Genomic DNA, 19,361 nt, shown 5'->3' on the forward strand with positions numbered 1-19,361 from the left:
TCTCAGGCATTGGCTTCCACGCCGTCGGACCCGGTTGCGGGTTCGGCGGCGTTTTCGTTCGAAGCGCCGCCGGCGGAATGGACGAACACCCACCAGGCGATTGCGGCAGCCGCCAGTCCGCCAAGCAGGTTGGCCGACAGTTCCGCGACGTAGATTGCCTGCGTGTCCCACGCGCCGCGCAGCAGCCACGCGACCGGAACCATCACCAGCAGCACGCGCGCCAGAGAAAGGGCCAGCGCGTTCGATGCCCGGTCGACCGCGTTCAGCGCCCCGTTGACGACGATCAGCAAGCCGTATCCGGCATAGCCCCAGACCGAGATCGCCAGATATTCGGTGGTCGCGCGCAGCACGTCCGCCTCTCCGCTGAACAGGCCCGCGAACCAGCGGCGCGAGGTGAACAGCACCAGGGCCGCGGCCAGGCCGTAGGCCACGCAGAACAGCCCCGCCTGCCACAGCGCCTTGCGCGCCCGGTCATGCTCGCCCGCGCCCCAGTTCTGGCCGACGATGGCCCCGATGGATCCGGACAGCGCCAGCAGCGGCACGACCGCGAAGCTCTGCACTCTCCCGCCAGCTCCGAATCCGGCGACCGCCGCATCGCCGAGCGGGGCAAGCAGGGCGGTCAGGACGGCGAGGCCCGCAGGGTTGATCGAATTGGTGAAGGCCGCCGGCCCGGCGACCCGCGCGAGGGATGCTATCCCGGGCTTCAGATCCTTGCCGCGTACCGATCCGGGGCGCAGCGGAAGCTCGTGCCTGGCCAGCAGGTACAGCGCCATGACGATGGCGATGGCCCAGCCGAGCACCGTCGCATAGGCCGCACCCGCCACCCCGAACCCGCCGATCCCGAACGCCCCGGTGATCAGCAGCGGATCGAGTATCCAGTTCGCGCCCGAATAGACCAGCAGCACCGCCGTGTTGCTTTTCGCCGCGCCCTGCGCGCGCAGCACGCCGTTGATGCCCATCATCGTCATCAACAGCGGAAATCCGAGCGAGTATGGGCGCATGTACTCGTCGATCAGCGGCAGGATGTCGGCGTCGGCCTGCATCAGCGCGAACAGCGGCTGGCGCAGCGCGAACAGGGCGAGCCCGACCGCGAGCCCGGCGCCGACGCCGAGCATCATGCCGAGATTGGCACGGCTCAGCGCGCGCTCGTCGCTGCCTTCGCCCAGCGCCCGGCTGACCACCGAATTGACGCCCACCATCACCCCTACGCCCAGCGATTGCAGCGCGGTGACGACGGGAAAGATGAAGCTGATCGCAGCCAGCTCGCGTCCGCCCAGGCGACCCACGAAATAGGCGTCGATGATGCCGACCGACATGATCGCAGCCACGCCGATGACAGCAGGGCTGGTCTGGCGGACGAGATGCCCGGGGATGGAGCCGTGGACCAGCTTCGCCCGCTTGTTCGGATTGTCCGCCATGCGCCCTTCGTCGCCATGCGACCGGCCGGCCGCAAGCTGCCCCTAGGGCGGGGGCGGCAGGCGATCAACCGTGTCGAGCCGATTGAGCGGCGCGCGAGGGTGTGGCAAGGCGAACGCCATGAGGCGTGCGCGCAGATGACAGCCATGACCGTGAACGAACGGCCGGTCGATTTCGATGTGGACCCGGCCACGCCCCTGCTCTGGGCGCTGCGCGACGTCGCCAACCTGACCGGCACCAAATACGGCTGCGGGGTCGGCGATTGCGGATCGTGCATGGTGCTGGTCGATGGCGAGGCGCTGCGCTCCTGCCTCGTCACCGTGGCCGAGGCGGAGGGGCGTTCCATCACCACGATCGAAGGCTTGAGCCGCGACCGCTCCCACCCGGTGCAGCAGGCGCTGGTGGCGGAACAGGCGATCCAGTGCGGCTTCTGCACGCCGGGCATCGCCCTCGCCGCCGCCGCGCTTATCCGCCGCAATCCCGACCCGGGCGCAGAGGAAATCCACGCCGCCATCCCGAACCTGTGCCGTTGCGGGGTCTATCCGCGGCTTGTGCGTGCGATCCAGCGAGCGGGCCGCGTTGCGCGCCGGCGCGAACGGATCAGCGCCGCGCCCGCGCCCGGAATCGACCAGGAAGACGCGGCGCGCGCCGTGCCGGGAATGCGGGGGAGCGGAGACGGCGCCGGCGGCGGAACCGACTGATCCCGCCGCCGCACCCCTGATATCAGAACCGCAACCGCGCGCCGATGCTGGCGTTTACCGGTTCGCCGGGCTGGATGTTGTTGGTGCCGTGGGCTGACGGGTAGTAATCCTCGTCGAGCAGGTTCTCCACGTTCAGCTGGAGAGCGAGCCGGTCGGTCGCTTCGAGATACACCGCCGCGTCGACCCGGGTGTAACCGGGCAGGATCACGTTGCTGCCGAGGCTCGCGAACTGCTCGGACTGATGGACGATGCCGGCGCCGACGCCCAGCCTGTCGGTCAGGTCATAGCGCGCCCAGGCACCGATCTGGCTTTCGGGCAATTGTTGCAGCCGCGTGCCGGCGGGCGCGCGTTCGGTATCTTGCGTGATCTTGCCGTCGAGATAGGTGTAGGAGAGGTTCACCTGAAGCGCGGGCAGCACCTCGCCCGCCAGGTTGACCTCGAACCCCTCGACCCGCGATTCGCCGGCGAGGATGGTGAAACCGGGATTGAGCGGATCGGCGGCGCGGGTGTTCGACCGTTCCAGCCGGAAGGCCGCCGCGCTCAACAGCAGGTTGGTGCGCGGCGCCCATTTCACCCCGATCTCGTAGTTTTCGAATTCCTCCGGATCGAGCGTCTCTTCCAGCTCGTCGATCAGGCTGAACTGGTCTCCCGATTGCGGCAGGAAGCTTTCCGAATAGCTGGCGTAGAGCGACAGCGTTTCGAACGGCTTGACGATCATGCCCAGGCGCGGGCTCCATCCCTCGTCCACACGATCGCCCGCAAATCCGCCGGTGAGGTCGACCGTCTCAAGGTCGAAACGGTCGTAGCGCAGGCCTGCGATGAGCTGGAGAATGCCGAAATCGACCTGGTCCTGGACATAGACCGACTGCGTGGCGAGGTCCGATTTGCTGGCCCGCTGTGGCACGGTGGTGAAGGCGGGCACGAAGATTGTCTCTTCCAGCGGGACCGTCACGCTTGTCTCGCCATTGTCGAACACCACCTGGCCACGGTTCGCATCGGTCGACTGCTCCGCGAATTCGGCCCCGATCAGGACCGTATGGCCGATGCCGGCGGTGGCGAATTCCGCGATCAGATTGGCTTGTCCGATCAGGTTCTCGCGCTGCGTCCCGCTCTCGTAGCCAGCCAGGCGCGTCGTTGTCGCGGTGGTGCCGCTGGTGGGCGTGATGTTGGCGTAGAACTTGTCGTAATTGGCGTATTGCAACGTTGCGTTGGCGCTGACGGCGTCGCCGAAGCGGTGGTCGATGCGGGTGCGCGCGATGTGCACGCGGGCGAAGCTGTCATTGTAGTCGGGATCGCCGAAGAACACGTCGTCATAACCGGTCAGCGGCCTGCCGTTCAGCGAGGGGAGGCCGCGATCGGTCACGCGGCGGTCGTCGTCATAGGTGTAGCTCGCGGTCAGCGTCGTATCGGGACCGAAACGCGCGGTAACGGTAGGACTGATGCCGATGAAGCGGCCTTCATAAAAATCGCGATCGTTGTCGAATTCCTCGTAGGTGGCATTGAGCCGGCCCGCCACATTGTCTCCGAGGGGCTGGTTCACGTCGGTCGCCAGGGCGAAGTCGCCAAAGGTGCCGACGCTGGCGGACAGGCCTACGAACGCGTCGCGCGTGCTCGCCGTCTTGCTGACCCGGTTGATCGCGCCGCCACCCGCGCCGCGCCCGAAGATCAGCGCGTTGGGCCCCTTCAGAACTTCCACCCGCTCCACGTTGTAGAGCGAGCGGTAGTATTGCGCATCGTCGCGGATGCCGTCGAGATAGAAGTCGGCGGTGGTCGATTGGCCGCGGATGAACACCGCGTCGCGGTGCCCCTCTCCGCTTTCGAGCGAGACGCCGGGAACGTAGCGCAGCGCCTCGCCCAGCTGGTGGGCGTTCTGATCCTCCAGCTGGTCCCGCGTTAGCACGGTGACGGCCTGGGGCACGTCGATCAGCGGCGTGTCGGTCTTGGTCGCGGTGCTGCCGTCATCGGCCTGGTAGCCATCCAGCTGCCCCGTCACGACGATGTTGCCCGGTGCGTAGTCGCGCGGCGCTTGCTGATCGTCGGCAAGGGCGGTTGCGGGAAACGCGGCGAGCGCGGCACCGGAAAGAAGAAGGGGACGGAAGGGGAGAGCGGAAAACGTCAAGAAAGCCTCATTCGTATCGTGTGGGACGCTATTGCGATTGATTTGCAGAAGCACCGTCTATTGAGAATGATTATCACTGGCAACAGGGAATCTGACCTTGGCGTGGGATTTCCGCCGGGCTAGGTCGGGCATTCACGCAAGGGGCCACAGGCGAAGACGAGAATGAAGGCCACGATCTGGCATAATCCGAAATGCGGCACGTCGCGCAGCACGCTCGCTCTGCTGGAGGATCGTGAGGGCGTGGAGGTCAGCGTCGTCGAATATCTGAAAACCCCGCCGACCCGCGCGAAACTGGCTCAGCTCTTCGCCGATGCCGGCATGACGCCGGCCGAGGGGCTGCGCCTGCGCGGCACCGACGCGCAGGAGCGCGGCCTGCCTCACGCCGATGCCGATACCGTCCTCGATGCGATGGTTGCCGATCCGATCCTCATCAACCGGCCGCTGGTGGAAACCGACAGGGGCGTGCGCCTGTGCCGCCCGAAAGAGCGCATTGAGGATATTCTCTAGCTGGTGCGCAAACGCCTTTTTCGGAACCGGCCCCGGCCACCGGCCCTTTGCATTCTACGCCTTTTTTTGCGAGGGCGTTCGCCGACTGAACTCTGTCCACCCGGGAAGCACCGCACGCAATGAATGGTAACGAACTGGCGCAGCCGCAGAAGACCGGCCTGCTTGCACGAATGCAACGTGCCCTCGGCCCGGCGGGGGTGTTCTTCCGCGGTTTCCTGGAGGAGCCGCGCATGGTCGGATCGATCATCCCGTCCTCGCGCGTCACCATCAACGCCATGCTCGAACCGGTCGAGTGGAGCCGCTGCAAGCTGTTCGTCGAATACGGGCCTGGCGTCGGCACTTTCTGCCAGCCGGTTCTCGACCGCCTGCCGCGCGACGGCGAGCTGCTGGTGATCGACACCAACCCGCTGTTCATCGACTATCTCAAGCGGACCATTCGCGATTCCCGCTTCCATGCCGTTCTCGGCTCGGCGGCGGACGTAGAGGACATCGTGCGATCAATCGGTCACGAGAAGGCGGACTACATCCTTTCGGGTCTGCCCTTCTCCACCCTTCCCGACGGCGTCGGCCCGGCCATCGTCAAGGCGACTCACCGGGTGCTGCGGGAAGGGGGGGCGTTCCTCACCTACCAGTTCGCCGGGGTCGCGCGCGACCTGACCGCGCGGGTGTTCCCGCGGGTCGAGACCGGATATGTCTGGCGCAACATCCCGCCCTGCGTCCTCGCCTGGGGCTGGAAGGACATCGACCCTGCCGAATAGCGGGGCGGATCAGTCGAAGGTTTCGGCCGTGGCCTCGTCCCCGGGGCCGGCAAGCTGACGGTGCAGGGCGGCCAGCACCGCCATGAACACCGCGACGAAGACCATCGTCACCAGCGCCCCGCCGATGGCGCTGGCAAGCGTGCCGACATCGTCGCCGGCCAGCGCGAACAGGCTCAGCACCAGCGAGACGACGATCGACACGACGACCATCGCCACCACAAGCAGGAAGAAGAAGGCGAGCAGATGCAGTGAATTGCCCCTTGTCAGGTGCCAGGACCGCTGCAGGGCGCGCAGCGGGTTCATGACCTTCTCAATCGCGATGACGGGCGAGACGAGCGAGAACTTGATCCACAGCCAGACGGCGACGATCAGCGCCACAAGGCCCAGCAACACCGCCAGCGCCGGATTGATGATCGCGCCCAGGGCGACGAGCAGGACCGCGACCGCCAGCACGATGAGCGAGACCAGCAACTGCGCCACGAAATAGGGCAGCAGCGCCTTCACCCCGAAGACGAGCGCCTGACCGACCGTCGGGCGGGAGCGGTCGGTGAGCAGGGCCAGCAGACCGAGCAGGCCCACAGCCTGGATCAGACCGAGCAGGATGAAGGCCCACCAGTAACTGGCGTAGAAGGCGCCGAGCAGGTTCATCATCTCCTCCGGCGCGAGGTCGGGCCCGCGCGCTTCCAGCTCGGTCATGGCGTCGGCCTGCGGCATCAGGATGCTGACGACGAGGTTGGGCAGGAAGACGAACACGCCCGCCACGATCAGCACCACGTCCCTGTTGGCCGCCAGCATGGCGGTCGCCTGGTTCCAGGCGCGGCCCAGATCGAGCTTTCCCCTATCGTCTGTTCTGGCCATGATGCGTTGATTTTCCTTGTCCCTGTTCGCGCGCTTGATAAGCCGCCTCGCCATACTCGCGCAACTGCAAGCTCGCATGTCCGACACAACCCATTCCGGCGAAATCGAATGGCGCCGCTCCGCCGGCGCGGTCGACTACCGCGCCGCCCTCACCGAACAGGAGGCGCGCAACCGCGCCATCGCCGAGGGGACGGCGGGGGAGATGGTGTGGATGCTCGAACACCCGCCCGTCTATACCGCCGGCACTAGCGCCGATCCGGCGGAACTTGTCGATGCGCGCTTCGAGGTCGTGGAGACGGGGCGGGGAGGGCGCTATACCTATCACGGTCCGGGCCAGCGCGTAACCTACGTGCTGCTCGACCTCGCCCGGCGGGACAAGGACGTGCGCAAGTTCATCCACGCGCTGGAAGGCTGGGTGATCGGCACGCTCGGGGGCTTCGGAGTGAAGGCGTGGTCGGTTCCCGAGCGGGTCGGTATCTGGACGCACGATATCGATGGCGCCGAGGCGAAGATCGGCGCCATAGGGGTGCGCATGCGGCGCTGGGTGACGATGCACGGCTTCGCGGTGAACCTGTCGCCCGACCTGTCGCATTTCGGGGGTATCGTACCGTGCGGCATCGCCGAATACGGCGTGACCAGCCTGGCGAAGCTGGGATTGCAGGTTGCGCCGGAGGAATGGGATGAGGCATTGCAGCAGCGCGCCGGCGATTTCCTCGCCGCCATATCGGAGGTCTGACCGGGCATGAGCCATCGCATTTCCCGCCTGTTTCTTGCCGGCTTGCTGCCGCTTGCCGCGCTCGCCGCCTGCGGCGACGATGCCGCGCCGGTGGAAGACAGCGACGGCGCGACGGCATCGGGGGAAATCCTGGAAGGCACGATCAGCGACGCCATGCTGCCGGTCGACCGGTTGCGCTCCGAACCGCCGCTCGTCAGAGAAGATACCGGCGAGGACGCGCCGGGCGAGGATGACAACGCTCCGGCGGAAGGCGGCGGCACGCAGAATACGGCGCAGGACGCCGCCGAGGGCTGATCACAGCCCGTCGAGCGTTGCTTCGAGTCCTTCGCGGGCGAGGATCTTGAGCGCCAGATCGTAGCGCGCCTCGACCTCCTCCAGCTCCGGTCCGCGCAATTCCAGGCGCGCCTGCTCGCGCAGCAGGTTCGCCTCGCGCAGCAGACAGGCCCGCCGTTCGCGCGCGCCGATCAGCGTCGCGGCATCGCCCAGCACGTCGAGAAACACGCCGGCCGCGATCCGGTTGGTCGCGGCGCCGGAGCGGATCGCCCCGAATCCGCGATCGACGTAATCCTGGAAGGTGTCGTTGAGCGGCCAGACCCGCGAGGCGCCGGGCGCGACGTTCTCGATATGCAGATCGTGGCGCAGGTCGCGCTGACCCAGCTCGGCCACCGCCGCACCCATCCAGTGCAGCGCGGTGATCGCGGTGAAGGGATCGTTGATGCCGGGCGACAGGGCGCGCAGCGCGATTTCGGCCAGTTCGTCGACCAGGAAGTTGAGATCCTGGCTCGGCGTGCGGCGGCTGCCCATCGCGTAGCAGTCGCGGATGGCGGCATAGGGCGGCTCCGCGTCGCCATCCTCGCGCGGGCACCAGTCGGCGATGGCGACGGCGGCATGAACGAAGTCGCCCACGCGCACATCCATCACGATATCCCCGCCATGATCGTGCGCGACGCTCTGCAAGGCGTCATAGTCGATCAGCTGGATGTAACCTGTCCCGGCGCATCGAATCGGCTTGCCCTTGGGTTTTTCGGGCCGCTCGTCGCCGTCGGCCTCGTCGGGAAAGCGGTGATCGATCTGGTCGAGCAGGCGCTGGCCGATGCCCTTGAGCACGGTATTAATGCGGATCGAGGCGGGGATATGGTTGAGGAAATAGACCAGCACCGCCACCGCCACGCCCGTAAGGGCGAAGGCGACCAGCAGCGAGAGTTGCGGCACGAAGCCGGGAATCGCGTCGGCGACGGCCTCGGTCAGGTCCGTCGGTGCCTCGTCGCCGCCACGCACGCTGCGCAGCACCACCAGCGCGTAGACGAACGTGGCGATGAACACGGCCAGGCTCAGCTGGTTGCCGCGATCCTCCATGAAATTGGTCAGCAGGCGCGGGCCGTAATTGCCGCTGGCATAGGCGACCGCGGCGATGGTGATGGAAAACACGGTCGAGGCGACGCCGATCATGGAGCCGGCAATCACGGTCAGCATGTTGCTGGCCCCGTCGGGACGCGCGGGGATGAGCGAAGGTATGTCGCCGAGAAAGCCCGCCCAGCCCTGCCGGTCCATCCAGATCGTCGCGAAGGCGAGCATGACGGCGAGGATCGAGAACAGCGCCGGGTAGAACCAGTAGCTGGCGTTCACCTCGTGCCAGAAGGCGCGGAGCCGGGTCATGCGTCGGGACCGATCATCGGTACCGTGGTGTCGGTTCCGGCGGCGTCGCGCAAGGCCTGCATCGCCTTTGTCAGCGCGTCGCGGTCTTCCTCGTCCTGCGCCGTGGCGATCGCCTGCCGGGCGAGCGTCTCGCCGTGGTCGCGCAGGAACGCAGCAACCCCGCCCCGGCATTCCTCCAGCCGGGCGAAATTCTCGAGCAGGCGAATCGCGACCGCCGGGTAGGCCGCGGCGGACTGGCGCAGGGCGCTCAGCGGATTTTCGAACAGGCCGGCAAAATCCTGGCCGGGCAGCTCGAACCGCTCGTCCTCCTGCCACACCGGCACCTTGTCCGGGCCGATCCAGCCCGCCGCCTGCCCCGGCATGGCGGCGGCCAGCCGGTCCGCGACCGCGAGCGCGGTATAGAAATCGTTGAGCGCCGGCGACATCGCCCGCGTCGCGATCTCCACCAGCAGGCGCACCTGGAATACCGCCCCTTGCGCATCGCTGCGATAGTCGCCGATGGCGATGGCGTCATCGAGCCGGTCGGTCGGCGCGCCGCCGGTCTCGAAGGCGATCAGCGGTTCGCCCGGCAGGACGTGGCGGCCCGGCGGTGCGCACAGGCGGATGCGGCCGGGATGAGCGCGCAGCGCCTTCGCCAGCCGTTCCAGCGCGATCCCCTGCACGTAACCTTCGCGCTTCGCCACGCAGGTATCGCCCCACGCGCCGCGGTATGGTTCACCCGGCACGATGCAGACCGCCTGGTCGGCAAGCTGAGAGCCCAGCGCCTCGATCGACCGGTCGACGAAGATCGTCCGGCCCAGATCGTGCAGCGCCACCGTCAGCATCACGATGTTGAGCGCCTGGAAGAAGATCACGCCGGCAAAGGCGGCCAGCGGTTGCTCGGCCAGTTCGCCTTCCGCGTCGATCGCGGCCATCACCCCGAGGCAGAACACCAGCGTGAAGCTCAACCCGGCCAGCGAAACGCGCACCAGCCGCTTTTCGAGCCAGCGATCGACCAGCCGCACCGCCAGAGTGCTGCTGGCGACGGTCAGGACGAGCAGGGTGATCGAGAAATACAGGGTGATGAAGGCGGCGTTCACGCCGATGGCGACCGCTGTCAGATCCTTCGCGGTATCGGCCGTGGCGACGGGAGCCAGATCGTGCTCGATGATCCACGCGGTCAGCCCGGCGCGGTCGAGGTCGATGGTGATGAGCGCCGCAGGCAGCGCTGCCAGCACCGCGACGAGCGGCACCGACCAGTAGCTCGCGACGATGCGGTGCAATTGCCAGCCGCCGCGCGATAGCGAGGCCGACGCAGGGGATTGGGGCAAGGCGATGGTTTCCCGGGTGAACGCTATTGGCAGGGTAATAACGGGGCACCGGGCTTATGGTTGCCTCACACCCGGCCGAGATCGCCCTTGCCGATCGTTCCGGCAGCCATTTCGAGCATCCGGTCGAGACTGCGCCTGGCCTTCAACCGCAGCTCCTCCTCGATCTCGATGCGCGGTTCGAGGTCTCGCAGCGCGACGTAGAGCTTTTCCATCGTGTTGAGCGCCATGTAGGGGCAGATATTGCAGTTGCAGTTGCCGTCCGCCCCGGGCGCGCCGAGGAAGGTCTTGTCGGGCAGCGCCTTTTCCATCTGGTGGATGATGTGCGGCTCGGTCGCGACGATCAGCGTGTCGCCTTCGAACGTCTGCGCGAATTGCAGGATCGAACTGGTCGAGCCGACATGATCGGCATGGTCGATGATGGTCGGCGGGCATTCGGGATGCGCGGCGATCGGGGCGCCGGGATGCTGCGCCTTCAGCTTCAGGAGTTCGCGCTCGCTGAAAGCCTCGTGCACGATGCACACACCCGGCCACAGCAGCATGTCGCGGTCGAACTTGCGGTTGAGATAGCCGCCCAGGTGCCGGTCCGGCCCGAAGATGATCGGCTGGTCGTCGGGTATCTGCGACAGGATCGTCTCGGCGCTGGAACTGGTCACGATCACATCGGACAGCGCCTTCACCTCTGTCGAGCAGTTGATGTAGGTGAGCGCGATGTGATCGGGGTGCTTTTCGCGGAACGCCCGGAACTTGTCGGGCGGGCAGCTGTCCTCCAGCGAACAGCCCGCTTCCATGTCGGGCAGGACGACGATCTTCTCGGGGCTGAGGATCTTGGCGGTGTCGGCCATGAACTTGACCCCGCAAAAGGCGATGACCTGTGCATCGGTATCGGCGGCCTTGCGGCTCAGTTCGAGGGAATCGCCGACGAAATCGGCGATGTCCTGCAGATCGGGCGTCTGGTAGTAATGCGCCAGGATAACGGCGTTGCGCTCCTTGCGCAGGCGCTCGATCTCCTCGCGCAGGTCGGTGCCTGTCGGCATGGCGGTTTCGGCGGTCATGATGTGGGTCCCGTCTGAAAAGCGTGCGTTGATCCCGTATATAGGAGCAACGGGCGCGCTGGCGAGCGGGTTCCGCGCTACATCGCGAAGCCGGGTGGCAGGAAGGCTTCCAACGGCCGCTGAGCCCCCGGCGTGCCGTCCACGACCCAGCGCGTCACGGCATAGCCCAGGGGCGAATAGGCGATCAGCATGGACGCGGCGAACACCGCGACCTGAATACCCAGCCCCCACAGATAGGCGGGGTGCACATGGCCGATGCGCCGCCGGTCGGCGATCATGCCTATGGCGGGAAAGGCCCAGGTCAGCACGATGCAGATAAGCCAGGCGTTGGGGATCAACAGCGGCATGGGCAGCAACCGCCCGATCCCCGGCCCGGTCAGGATCGCCATCGCGCACAGCATCAGGCGCCGGTGCCATCCATTGTAGCGCTGGCGGCGCAAGGCCCAGAAGGCCAGCCCGCCGAAGCACCACAGCGTTGCCAGGTTGCTGATGAGAAATTCGCTCTGGTTGAAGAAGAACGGCCCGCCCGTGCGCCGCGCGACGACGATCATCACCGCCGATCCCGCGGCCACCATCGCCGGCACCCAGCCGTAGGCGAGCCGGCCGAGCGCCGCGTGCAGCCTGATCGCGCCCGCCGAGATGGTGGTCGCCTGCGCCACGTAGAGGCCGACCCAGCCCATGAAGATCACGGCGTGGACATGGTAGGCCGCAGGCACCCGGAAGCTCGACCGGCCGGCGGCCAGGTTGAGGACGAAGCCCGCGACGATGACCAGCGCCATCGCCCATGCCATGATGGTAAAGAAGCGGGTCTGCCCCGCAACGCTCCGCGTACCCGATGCCAGAGTCGCCATAGCCGAACCTCCCCGGAAGCTCGGTCGATTTTACCGCGCGGCGACGGGGCGCGCAATCACGCCGGCTAAGCGCTTCGAATGAAAGCCGGTTTGGCGCGAACCGGGGTTGCGCCGCCGCTTGCGACTCGGCGGATCCGGGGGCCTTCCCGGCCAGCGGAGCTGCATCTGCGACCGGGGGCGCACACACCGCTGGCGAATCGGAATCGCCGCGTGTAGGCGCGCCCGCCATGCTTGCCACCTTCCGCTCCGTACGCACGATCCTGCTCGCCATTTTCATGCTGATGGCGGGGAGCGGATTCCTGTCCACGCTGATCGCCATCCGGCTGGAGCAGGCGGGGGCCGGTTCGTTCTGGATCGGTCTGGTGGCGACCGCCTATTTCGCCGGCCTGACCGTGGGCGCACTGCGGGTCCCTCAACTGATTGCCCGCATCGGCCATATTCGCGCCTTCGCCGCTTTCGTGGCGATCTATTCGGCCACCAGCCTGACCTACGCCATCCTCGACAATCCGGCGCTCTGGACGGGCCTGCGCTTCATCGATGGCTTCGTGATGTCGGGCGTGTTCGTATGCCTCGAAAGCTGGCTAAACCGGCTGGCGAATGCACGCAACCGCAGCGCAGTGCTGGCCGCCTACATGGTCGCGCTCTACGCCGGGCAGGCGGTCGGGCAGTTCCTGCTGAACCTCGGCGACAACGGCCCGGCGCTGCCCTTCATGGCGTCGGCCATCCTGCTCTCGCTGGCCAGCCTGCCGGTCGTGCTAACCCGCATCGACCAGCCGGTGCTGGATCCGTTCCGCCCGTTTCCGGTGCGGCGCCTCTACGACAGTTCCCCGCTGGGCGCGGTGGGATCGCTGGCGACGGGGGTGATGCTCGGCGCATTCTACGCGCTCGGCCCGGTCTTCGCGCAGAGGAGCGGCTTCGGCCTGTCGCAGGTGGCACTGTTCGCCTCCTGCGTCATCACCGGCGGCGTGGCGCTGCAATATCCGCTGGGATTGCTGTCCGACCGGTTCGACCGGCGGCGGGTGATCGCGGCGTGCTTCGTCGCAGCCTTCGCCGTGTGCCTGCTGCTTTCGCTGGTGGCGAGACCGGGCGCGATCTTCGCGCTCGGCGCGCTGTTCGGCGGGTTCGCCTTCGCGCTCTATCCGCTCTGCGTGGCGCATACCAACGATCATCTGGGAGAGGACGAACGCGTCGGGGCGAGCAGCGGACTGGTTCTGGTCTATTCGGTCGGCGCGGCGGCCGGACCGCTCTGGGGCACCGCGGGCATGGGCGCGATGGGGCCGCAGGGACTGTTCGCCGCCATCGGCCTCATTGCGCTGGCGGGGGCGGGCTTCGCCGGCTGGCGCATGGCGACGAGCGAGCCGGTGCCGAGCAAGGACCAGCAGACCTTCCGCACCCTGCCGCGCACCACTGCGATGGCCGCGATCGTCGAGACCACGGAAGGCATGGCGCGGCCAGTGCGCCGCGCCCGCCGCTAGCCGTTCTCGGTCATCGCCCAGATTTCGCCCTCGCGCGAGACCTCTCCGCGCCGCTCCATGTCGATGAGATGCGCCAGCACGCTCTGCCCGGCGGCAGGCCACAGCGCGGTGTCGATGCCGGCATACATCACCGGCACCATGTCGCCGATGGAGCGCGGCTCCTCGCGCAGCAGCTTGCCGATCTGCCGCTCGCGCGCGCGGCGATGGCCGAGCATTCCGCGCACCAGCTGGCGCGGCTTCGTCACCGCCGGCCCGTGGGCGGGGTAGTAGACGCGGTCCTGCGCGCGCTCGTACAGGCGTTGCAGGCTGGTTAGATAGGCGCCCATGTCGCCATCGGGCGGCACCACCACGCTGGTCGACCAGCCCATGACGTGATCGCCGGTGAACAGCGCACCGGTTTCCTCCAGCGCGAAGCACAGATGGTTGGAGGTGTGGCCCGGCGTATGGACGGCGCGCAGCGTCCAGCCTTCGCCCGATACCGCCTCCCCATCGGCGAGCACGCGGTCGGGGGCGTAGGCGGTGTCGAACGGCGCATCGGCGCGTGGCATGTCGCTCTCGATCACGAGCGGCGCGCAGCCGATGACGGGGGCGCCGGTCGCGGCGGCCAGCGGCGCGGCTGCGGGCGAGTGGTCGCGGTGAGTGTGCGTGCACATGATTGCGGTCACGGATGCGTCGCCGATCGCCGTCTCTAGCGCGGCGAGATGGCGCGGATCGTCGGGGCCGGGATCGATCACCGCCATTCCGCCCTCGCTCCCCACGAGATAGGTCTGCGTCCCGGTATAGGTGAAGGGCGAGGGGTTGGGGGCCAGCACCCGCGCGACCAGCGGTTCGATACGCTCTATCGTGCCGGTGGGCCAGGGTTTCAGGGGCGGTCCTGCCATGGGGTTGCATATGGGGGCCGGGCTGGCGCATGTCACGCCGCGCGGGAGAAGGGCGAGCGATGGACGATATGATACTGGTGCTGGATGCGGGCACGACCTCGACCCGCGCGATGCTGTTCGGCCTCGACGGCAAGGTCGAACGCATCGCTCAGGCGGAGCTGACCCAGCACTATCCGCGCCCCGGCTGGGTCGAACACGATGCAGGCGAAATCTGGGACAAGACACTGGCTTGCGCACGCGAGGTTGCGGGCGAGGATGCCGGGCGAATCGCGTGCATCGGCATCACCAACCAGCGCGAGACGGTGGTCGCGTGGGATGTGCACACGCATAAGCCACTGGCGCGCGCGATCGTGTGGCAGGATCGGCGTACCGCCGACGTTTGCGACAGGTTGCGCGCGGCGGGTGAGGAACCGCGCGTCCAGCGCATGACCGGGCTCGTTCTCGACCCGTATTTCTCCGCCACGAAGATGGCGTGGCTGATAGAGCGCGACGAGGCGGTGCGCGGCGCGGCGCAGCGGGGCACGTTGCGGCTGGGTACGGTGGAGAGCTGGCTCGCCTTCAAACTGACGGCGGGTGCGAGCATGACCGACGCCAGCAATGCCAGCCGGACCTCGCTGCTGCCGCTTGGGGGTAATGTCTTCGACCAGGGTCTGTGTGACCTTTTCGGAGTTCCGAAAAGCGCCCTGCCTCAGGTGGTCGATACGCACGGGTCGCTCGGCGAGGCGGATGATGCGTGGTTCGCTCGCACCATCCCCATTACCGGCATGCTCGGCGATCAACAGGCAGCGACCGTCGGGCAGGGGTGCCTGGCGCCGGGCGAGACCAAGGCGACCTACGGCACCGGCGCATTCATCCTCACCAATCAGGGCGACACCCCGCCGACATCCGGTAACCGCCTGCTCGGCACCGTGCTGACCCAGCGCGACGGCACGCGGCGATACGCGCTGGAAGGCTCGGTGTTCGTGGCCGGCAGCCTCGTCCAGTATTTGCGCGACACCCTCGGCCTGATCGCCAGCGCCGGCGAAACCGAGGCGCTGGCCCGCTCCGTTCCCGACAATGGCGGAGTGGTGATCGTGCCCGCGCTGACGGGCCTCGGCGCACCGCACTGGCGGCCGGACGCGCGCGGGATCATCGCCGGGCTGGGCTTCGATACCGGCCGCGCGCACATCGCCCGCGCGGCGCTGGAGGCGATGGCGCACCAGACACGCGATCTGGCCGGGGCCTTTGCCGCGGACAGTTGCGCATGGACAGGGCTCAGGATCGATGGGGGCATGGCCGCGAACGACTGGATGGCGCAGGACATCGCGGACCTGCTCGACCTGCCCGTGACGCGCCCCGATTTCGTCGAGACGACCGCGCTCGGCGCGGCGATGCTCGCGGCGGTCGGCTGCGGCTTGCACGATACGCTGGAGCAGGCAGCCGCGGCCATGATCGGTCCGGGCCGCCGCTTCGAACCGGGCATGGCAGGGGATGTGCGCGCGCAGCGGCTGCGGCATTGGGGAGCGGCGCTGGCGAAGGTCTGACGCCGCTCTACCCGAAGGCCGTTCCCAGCCGGTCGCGCAGGCGATGCACCGCGCTCGGCTGCATCGCGAAGCGGGCGCGCCACGCCCGGTCGAGCCGTTCCACACGGGCGTAGAGCGCGCGCGTCCGGTCAACCAGGGCGCGCATCTCGCCATCGAGCATGGCCAGTTGCCGCGGATCGCCCTCGGGCTGCGCTGGCGGCAGGCGGCCGTGGCGCCGCAGCTGGAACTCGGTGATCTGGCCCGAGTGATAGGCTCGCTGGTTGAGCAGCCAGGCGATGGCGTGCATCATCCGCGTCGTGGTGCGCAGCGCCTCGCAGCTCATGGCGACGCGCCGGTCGCAGGCGGCGGGCGATATTTCTCCGGGCGTACCGTCATCATCGTCCTCGCCGCGCAGGAACGCCGCGCGTGACGCACCGGCCAGCACCAGCGCTTCCTCGTACAGCGTCTCGATGATGGCAGGACTGATGGTGACGGGTTTCGACATGCGGCGGGGCTAACCCGCCGACGGGCGGCGATCCATTCCCCGGATGGTTAATTTTCCCCGGTTTCGGATGATGTCCCGTTGCAGCACGAAATAATCGTGCGGCCGGCTTTGCACTTGCTTGCCCGCCGTCACGCGATGATGTCGGGCGTCAGGTAATCCTCGATGATCGCCATCTGGTCCCTCAGCGATAGCTTGCGCTTCTTCAGCCGGGCGACCTGCAACTGGTCCGGACCGCCCGTTTCGACGAGCGCGGCGATGGCGATGTCGAGATCGCGGTGCTCGACCTTCAGCATGGCCAGACGCTTGCGCATTTCTTCTTCGGTCATGTCCCGCCGACCCGCTTTCGTGCCCGTCGTCCGCTGGCGTCGGTTCGTCGCCTGCGGGTTTGGTCGATTAGGGATATTATGGTTTGATGACAATCGCGGCGCTCGTCCGCACAGGCGAGTCGCCGCGGGAACAGCCGGATCGCGTTCCGGCACCTTACGCAAAGGAGACTCGCATATGGAATCCTCGCATGCATCGGCCCTCCAGTCCAAGCACCGCGGCCTCGAACGGCGGCTGAAGGACGAAATGAGCCGACCGGTCCCCGACGCAGCGACGATCCAGGCAATCAAGAAGCAGAAGCTGGCGGTGAAGGAGGCCATCGCCCGCAGTTGACGCGCCCCCGGCGCCGGTCCCGCCCCGCCTCGCCCCGGCGCGGCCGGGCAGGTGCCGGCGCATTGGCAAAATTCCCGATGTGCTATAGGCCCGCGGCATGGCCGTTTCCTCCACCGCCGCGCGCTCCATCCTCATCCGCCTGCAGGAGACGATGGCGGCGCGCACCCATGCGCAGGCCAAGCTCAACCAGGTGGTCGAGATCATCGGGGAGGAGCTCGATAGCGAGGTCTGCTCGATCTACCTCCTGCGCGAGGGGATGCTGGAACTGTACGCCACGCGCGGGCTGAACCAGGCCGCCGTCCACGTCACCCGGCTGGGCGTGGGCGAGGGGCTGACCGGCACCATCGCGCAGAACATCGAGACGCTGAACCTCGACGAGGCGGCGACCCATCCCGAATTCCAGTACCGGCCCGAAACCGGGGAAGAGAAGTTCCACTCCTTCGCCGGCGTGCCCATCGTCCGGCGCGAACGCGCGGTGGGCGTGCTGACCGTGCAGCACACCGAACCGCGCCGTTACGCCGAGGTGGAGATCGTCGCCCTGCAGACGGTCGCGATGGTGCTGGCCGAACTCATCAACAATGCCGGTATGGTCGATGCCGAGGCGCTCGACGAGGACAGCGAGGCGCGCACCGGAACAGAGGTCGTCACCGGCCTGAAACTGGTGAAGGGCCTCGCCATCGGGCAGGCCGTGTTTCACCAGCCGCGCGTCACCATCGAACAGACCGTGGCCGAGGATACCGAGGCCGAGCGCCAGCGCGTCTATCTCGCCTTCGACCGGATGCGCGAACAGATCGACCAGATGTCGAACCAGGCCGAATTCGGCGTGGGCGGAGAGCACGAGCAGGTGCTCGAAACCTACAAGATGTTCGCCTATGACGAGGGCTGGGCAAGGCGCATCAACGAGGCGATCGATTCCGGCCTGACGGCGGAGGCCGCGATCGAGCGGGTGCAGCAACGCACCAGGATGCGAATGCGCGAGATTTCCGATCCGCTGTTGCAGGACCGGATGCACGATCTGGAAGATCTCGCCAACCGGCTCATCCGCATCGTGTCGGGCCAGCTCGGCACCGCGGCGCAAAAAGGGCTGACGAAGGACACGATCCTCGTCGCCAAGAATCTCGGGCCGGCCGAACTGCTCGAATACGACAAGCGGCGGCTGAAGGGCGTGGTGCTCGAACAGGGGTCGCTCACCGCCCACGTCGTGATCGTGGCGCGGGCGATGGGGGTGCCGGTGGTCGGCCGCATCCGCAACCTTCGCGGGCTGGTGCGCGACGGGGACACTCTGCTCGTCGATGGCGACGCCGGCACGGTGACGATGCGTCCGGGTCACGGCGTGCTCGATGCGTTCGAGGCGCGCGTCACCGCCAGCAAGCGGCGCGAGGCGAGCTATGCCAGGCTTCGCGACGTCGAGCCGTTCACCCGCGACGGGGAGCGGATCGAGGTGATGATGAACGCCGGCCTGCGCGACGATGTCGCGATGCTGCAGGTGACGGGCGCGGACGGAATCGGCCTCTACCGCACCGAATTCCAGTTCCTCGTTTCCGCCCAGTTGCCCCAGCGCGAGCGGCAGGCGCGCCTCTATCGCGACGTGCTGGACACGGCGGGGCGCAAGACGGTGATCTTCCGCACCGTCGATATCGGCGGCGACAAGTCGCTGCCCTATCTGCGCAGCGACGTCGCCAAGGAGGACGAGAACCCGGCGATGGGCTGGCGCGCCCTGCGCCTGGCGCTGGAGCGCGAGGGGCTGATGAAGGTGCAGGCGCGCGCGCTGCTGGAAGGCGCGGCGGGGCGTGACCTCAACGTGATGTTCCCGATGGTTTCCGAACCCTGGGAGTTCGACGCCGCAAAGGAGGTATTCACCAGCCAGATCGCCTTCCTCAAGCAGCACAAGCACCCGCTGCCCAACGCGATCCGCTACGGCGTGATGCTGGAAGTGCCGTCGCTGGCGGAAACGCTGGACCTGCTGCTGCCGCGCCTGTCCTTCGTTTCCATCGGCACCAACGACCTGACCCAGTTCCTGTTCGCCGCCGACCGGGCCAACCCCATGCTCGCCGAACGCTACGACTGGCTCAGCCCCTCGATCCTGCGGTTCCTGCGCCGCGTGGTGCAGTCCTGCGTGGGGTACAAGATCGATCTGGGCGTCTGCGGCGAGATGGGCGGACGCCGGCTGGAGGCGCTGGCGCTGCTGGGCATCGGCATCCGCCGCCTCTCGATCACGCCGGCCAGCGTGGGCCGGATCAAGGAACTGGTGCGCAAGGTCGACACGCGCGAGATCACCGAGGCGATGTCGGGCTGGCTCGCCAATCCGCCGGAGGATCTGCGCGCCGAATTGCAGGCCTGGGCCGAAGCTCGCGAAATCGAGGTCGAATAACCGCAT

Annotated in this window: 19 protein-coding genes; 9 read left to right on the forward strand and 10 right to left on the reverse strand. The window is 67.5% G+C overall.

Annotated elements, in window-relative coordinates; all coding sequences use genetic code 11:
- Window positions 1–2 precede the first annotated feature (2 nt).
- Complete coding sequence (locus tag EG799_RS10000; RefSeq protein ID WP_123880797.1) at window positions 3–1,418, reverse strand: MATE family efflux transporter; 1,416 nt, start codon at window positions 1,416–1,418, stop codon at window positions 3–5.
- A 135-nt stretch (window positions 1,419–1,553) separates the two neighbouring features.
- On the opposite strand from EG799_RS10000, the gene EG799_RS10005 reads away from it, so the two are divergent.
- Window positions 1,554–2,117 (forward strand): (2Fe-2S)-binding protein, encoded by a 564-nt coding sequence (locus tag EG799_RS10005; RefSeq protein WP_123880799.1) that lies wholly within the window; start codon window positions 1,554–1,556, stop codon window positions 2,115–2,117.
- Between the two features lie 22 nt (window positions 2,118–2,139).
- On the opposite strand, the gene EG799_RS10010 is transcribed toward EG799_RS10005, so the two are convergent.
- The gene (locus tag EG799_RS10010) at window positions 2,140–4,236 is read right to left on the reverse strand and encodes a TonB-dependent receptor (RefSeq protein ID WP_123880801.1); all 2,097 of its coding nucleotides are present in this window, start codon (window positions 4,234–4,236) and stop codon (window positions 2,140–2,142) included.
- A 162-nt stretch (window positions 4,237–4,398) separates the two neighbouring features.
- Here EG799_RS10010 and arsC point away from each other — a divergent pair, with 162 nt between their 5' ends.
- Window positions 4,399–4,743, forward strand: a complete 345-nt coding sequence (gene arsC, locus EG799_RS10015; RefSeq protein WP_123880803.1) for an arsenate reductase (glutaredoxin) — start codon at window positions 4,399–4,401, stop codon at window positions 4,741–4,743.
- 119 nt (window positions 4,744–4,862) lie between these two features.
- Window positions 4,863–5,501 carry a class I SAM-dependent methyltransferase gene (locus EG799_RS10020; protein ID WP_123880805.1) on the forward strand — a complete coding sequence of 213 codons (639 nt, stop codon included), beginning with the start codon at window positions 4,863–4,865 and terminating at the stop codon, window positions 5,499–5,501.
- Window positions 5,502–5,510: 9 nt separating this feature from the next.
- Here EG799_RS10020 and EG799_RS10025 read toward each other — a convergent pair whose 3' ends face one another.
- On the reverse strand, window positions 5,511–6,359 hold the full coding sequence (locus EG799_RS10025) for a glycerophosphoryl diester phosphodiesterase membrane domain-containing protein (RefSeq protein ID WP_158611058.1): 849 nt from the start codon (window positions 6,357–6,359) through the stop codon (window positions 5,511–5,513).
- Window positions 6,360–6,435: 76 nt separating this feature from the next.
- On the opposite strand from EG799_RS10025, the gene lipB reads away from it, so the two are divergent.
- Window positions 6,436–7,095, forward strand: a complete 660-nt coding sequence (gene lipB, locus EG799_RS10030) for a lipoyl(octanoyl) transferase LipB (protein WP_123880809.1) — start codon at window positions 6,436–6,438, stop codon at window positions 7,093–7,095.
- A gap of 6 nt (window positions 7,096–7,101) precedes the next feature.
- Window positions 7,102–7,389, forward strand: coding sequence for a hypothetical protein (locus EG799_RS10035; protein WP_123880811.1), 288 nt, complete (start codon window positions 7,102–7,104; stop codon window positions 7,387–7,389).
- On the opposite strand, the gene EG799_RS10040 is transcribed toward EG799_RS10035, so the two are convergent.
- The 4 genes from EG799_RS10040 to EG799_RS10055 all read right to left on the reverse strand — a co-directional run bounded on the left by EG799_RS10040 (window position 7,390) and on the right by EG799_RS10055 (window position 11,964).
- Window positions 7,390–8,751 carry a DUF2254 domain-containing protein gene (locus tag EG799_RS10040; protein ID WP_123880813.1) on the reverse strand — a complete coding sequence of 454 codons (1,362 nt, stop codon included), beginning with the start codon at window positions 8,749–8,751 and terminating at the stop codon, window positions 7,390–7,392.
- The gene (locus tag EG799_RS10045; protein WP_158611059.1) at window positions 8,748–10,061 is read right to left on the reverse strand and encodes a DUF2254 family protein; all 1,314 of its coding nucleotides are present in this window, start codon (window positions 10,059–10,061) and stop codon (window positions 8,748–8,750) included. The genes EG799_RS10040 and EG799_RS10045 overlap by 4 nt, the downstream gene beginning before the upstream one ends.
- Window positions 10,062–10,126: 65 nt before the next feature.
- A complete protein-coding gene (gene nadA, locus EG799_RS10050; protein WP_123880817.1) occupies window positions 10,127–11,113 on the reverse strand; it encodes a quinolinate synthase NadA in 987 nt (328 codons plus the stop codon).
- 77 nt (window positions 11,114–11,190) lie between these two features.
- The gene (locus EG799_RS10055) at window positions 11,191–11,964 is read right to left on the reverse strand and encodes a hypothetical protein (RefSeq protein WP_123880819.1); all 774 of its coding nucleotides are present in this window, start codon (window positions 11,962–11,964) and stop codon (window positions 11,191–11,193) included.
- A 227-nt stretch (window positions 11,965–12,191) separates the two neighbouring features.
- Here EG799_RS10055 and EG799_RS10060 point away from each other — a divergent pair, with 227 nt between their 5' ends.
- On the forward strand, window positions 12,192–13,439 hold the full coding sequence (locus EG799_RS10060; RefSeq protein ID WP_123880821.1) for an MFS transporter: 1,248 nt from the start codon (window positions 12,192–12,194) through the stop codon (window positions 13,437–13,439).
- Here the strand turns inward: EG799_RS10060 and EG799_RS10065 are convergent.
- A complete protein-coding gene (locus tag EG799_RS10065) occupies window positions 13,436–14,320 on the reverse strand; it encodes an MBL fold metallo-hydrolase (protein ID WP_123880823.1) in 885 nt (294 codons plus the stop codon). The two genes, EG799_RS10060 and EG799_RS10065, sit on opposite strands and share 4 nt — an antisense overlap.
- A gap of 59 nt (window positions 14,321–14,379) precedes the next feature.
- Here EG799_RS10065 and EG799_RS10070 point away from each other — a divergent pair, with 59 nt between their 5' ends.
- A complete protein-coding gene (locus EG799_RS10070) occupies window positions 14,380–15,843 on the forward strand; it encodes a glycerol kinase (protein WP_123880825.1) in 1,464 nt (487 codons plus the stop codon).
- A 7-nt stretch (window positions 15,844–15,850) separates the two neighbouring features.
- On the opposite strand, the gene EG799_RS10075 is transcribed toward EG799_RS10070, so the two are convergent.
- Together EG799_RS10075 and EG799_RS10080 are read right to left on the reverse strand one after the other, a co-directional pair.
- Window positions 15,851–16,327 (reverse strand): DUF1465 family protein, encoded by a 477-nt coding sequence (locus EG799_RS10075; protein ID WP_123880827.1) that lies wholly within the window; start codon window positions 16,325–16,327, stop codon window positions 15,851–15,853.
- A gap of 128 nt (window positions 16,328–16,455) precedes the next feature.
- On the reverse strand, window positions 16,456–16,653 hold the full coding sequence (locus EG799_RS10080; protein WP_123880829.1) for a YdcH family protein: 198 nt from the start codon (window positions 16,651–16,653) through the stop codon (window positions 16,456–16,458).
- Between the two features lie 175 nt (window positions 16,654–16,828).
- On the opposite strand from EG799_RS10080, the gene EG799_RS10085 reads away from it, so the two are divergent.
- Entirely contained in the window at window positions 16,829–16,984 is a 156-nt protein-coding gene (locus EG799_RS10085; RefSeq protein WP_123880831.1) for a YdcH family protein, read from the forward strand.
- A gap of 97 nt (window positions 16,985–17,081) precedes the next feature.
- A complete protein-coding gene (gene ptsP / locus EG799_RS10090; protein WP_123880833.1) occupies window positions 17,082–19,355 on the forward strand; it encodes a phosphoenolpyruvate--protein phosphotransferase in 2,274 nt (757 codons plus the stop codon).
- Window positions 19,356–19,361 lie beyond the last annotated feature (6 nt).

The sequence above is a fragment of the Aurantiacibacter spongiae genome, from assembly GCF_003815535.1.
Lineage (GTDB): Bacteria > Pseudomonadota > Alphaproteobacteria > Sphingomonadales > Sphingomonadaceae > Alteraurantiacibacter > Alteraurantiacibacter spongiae.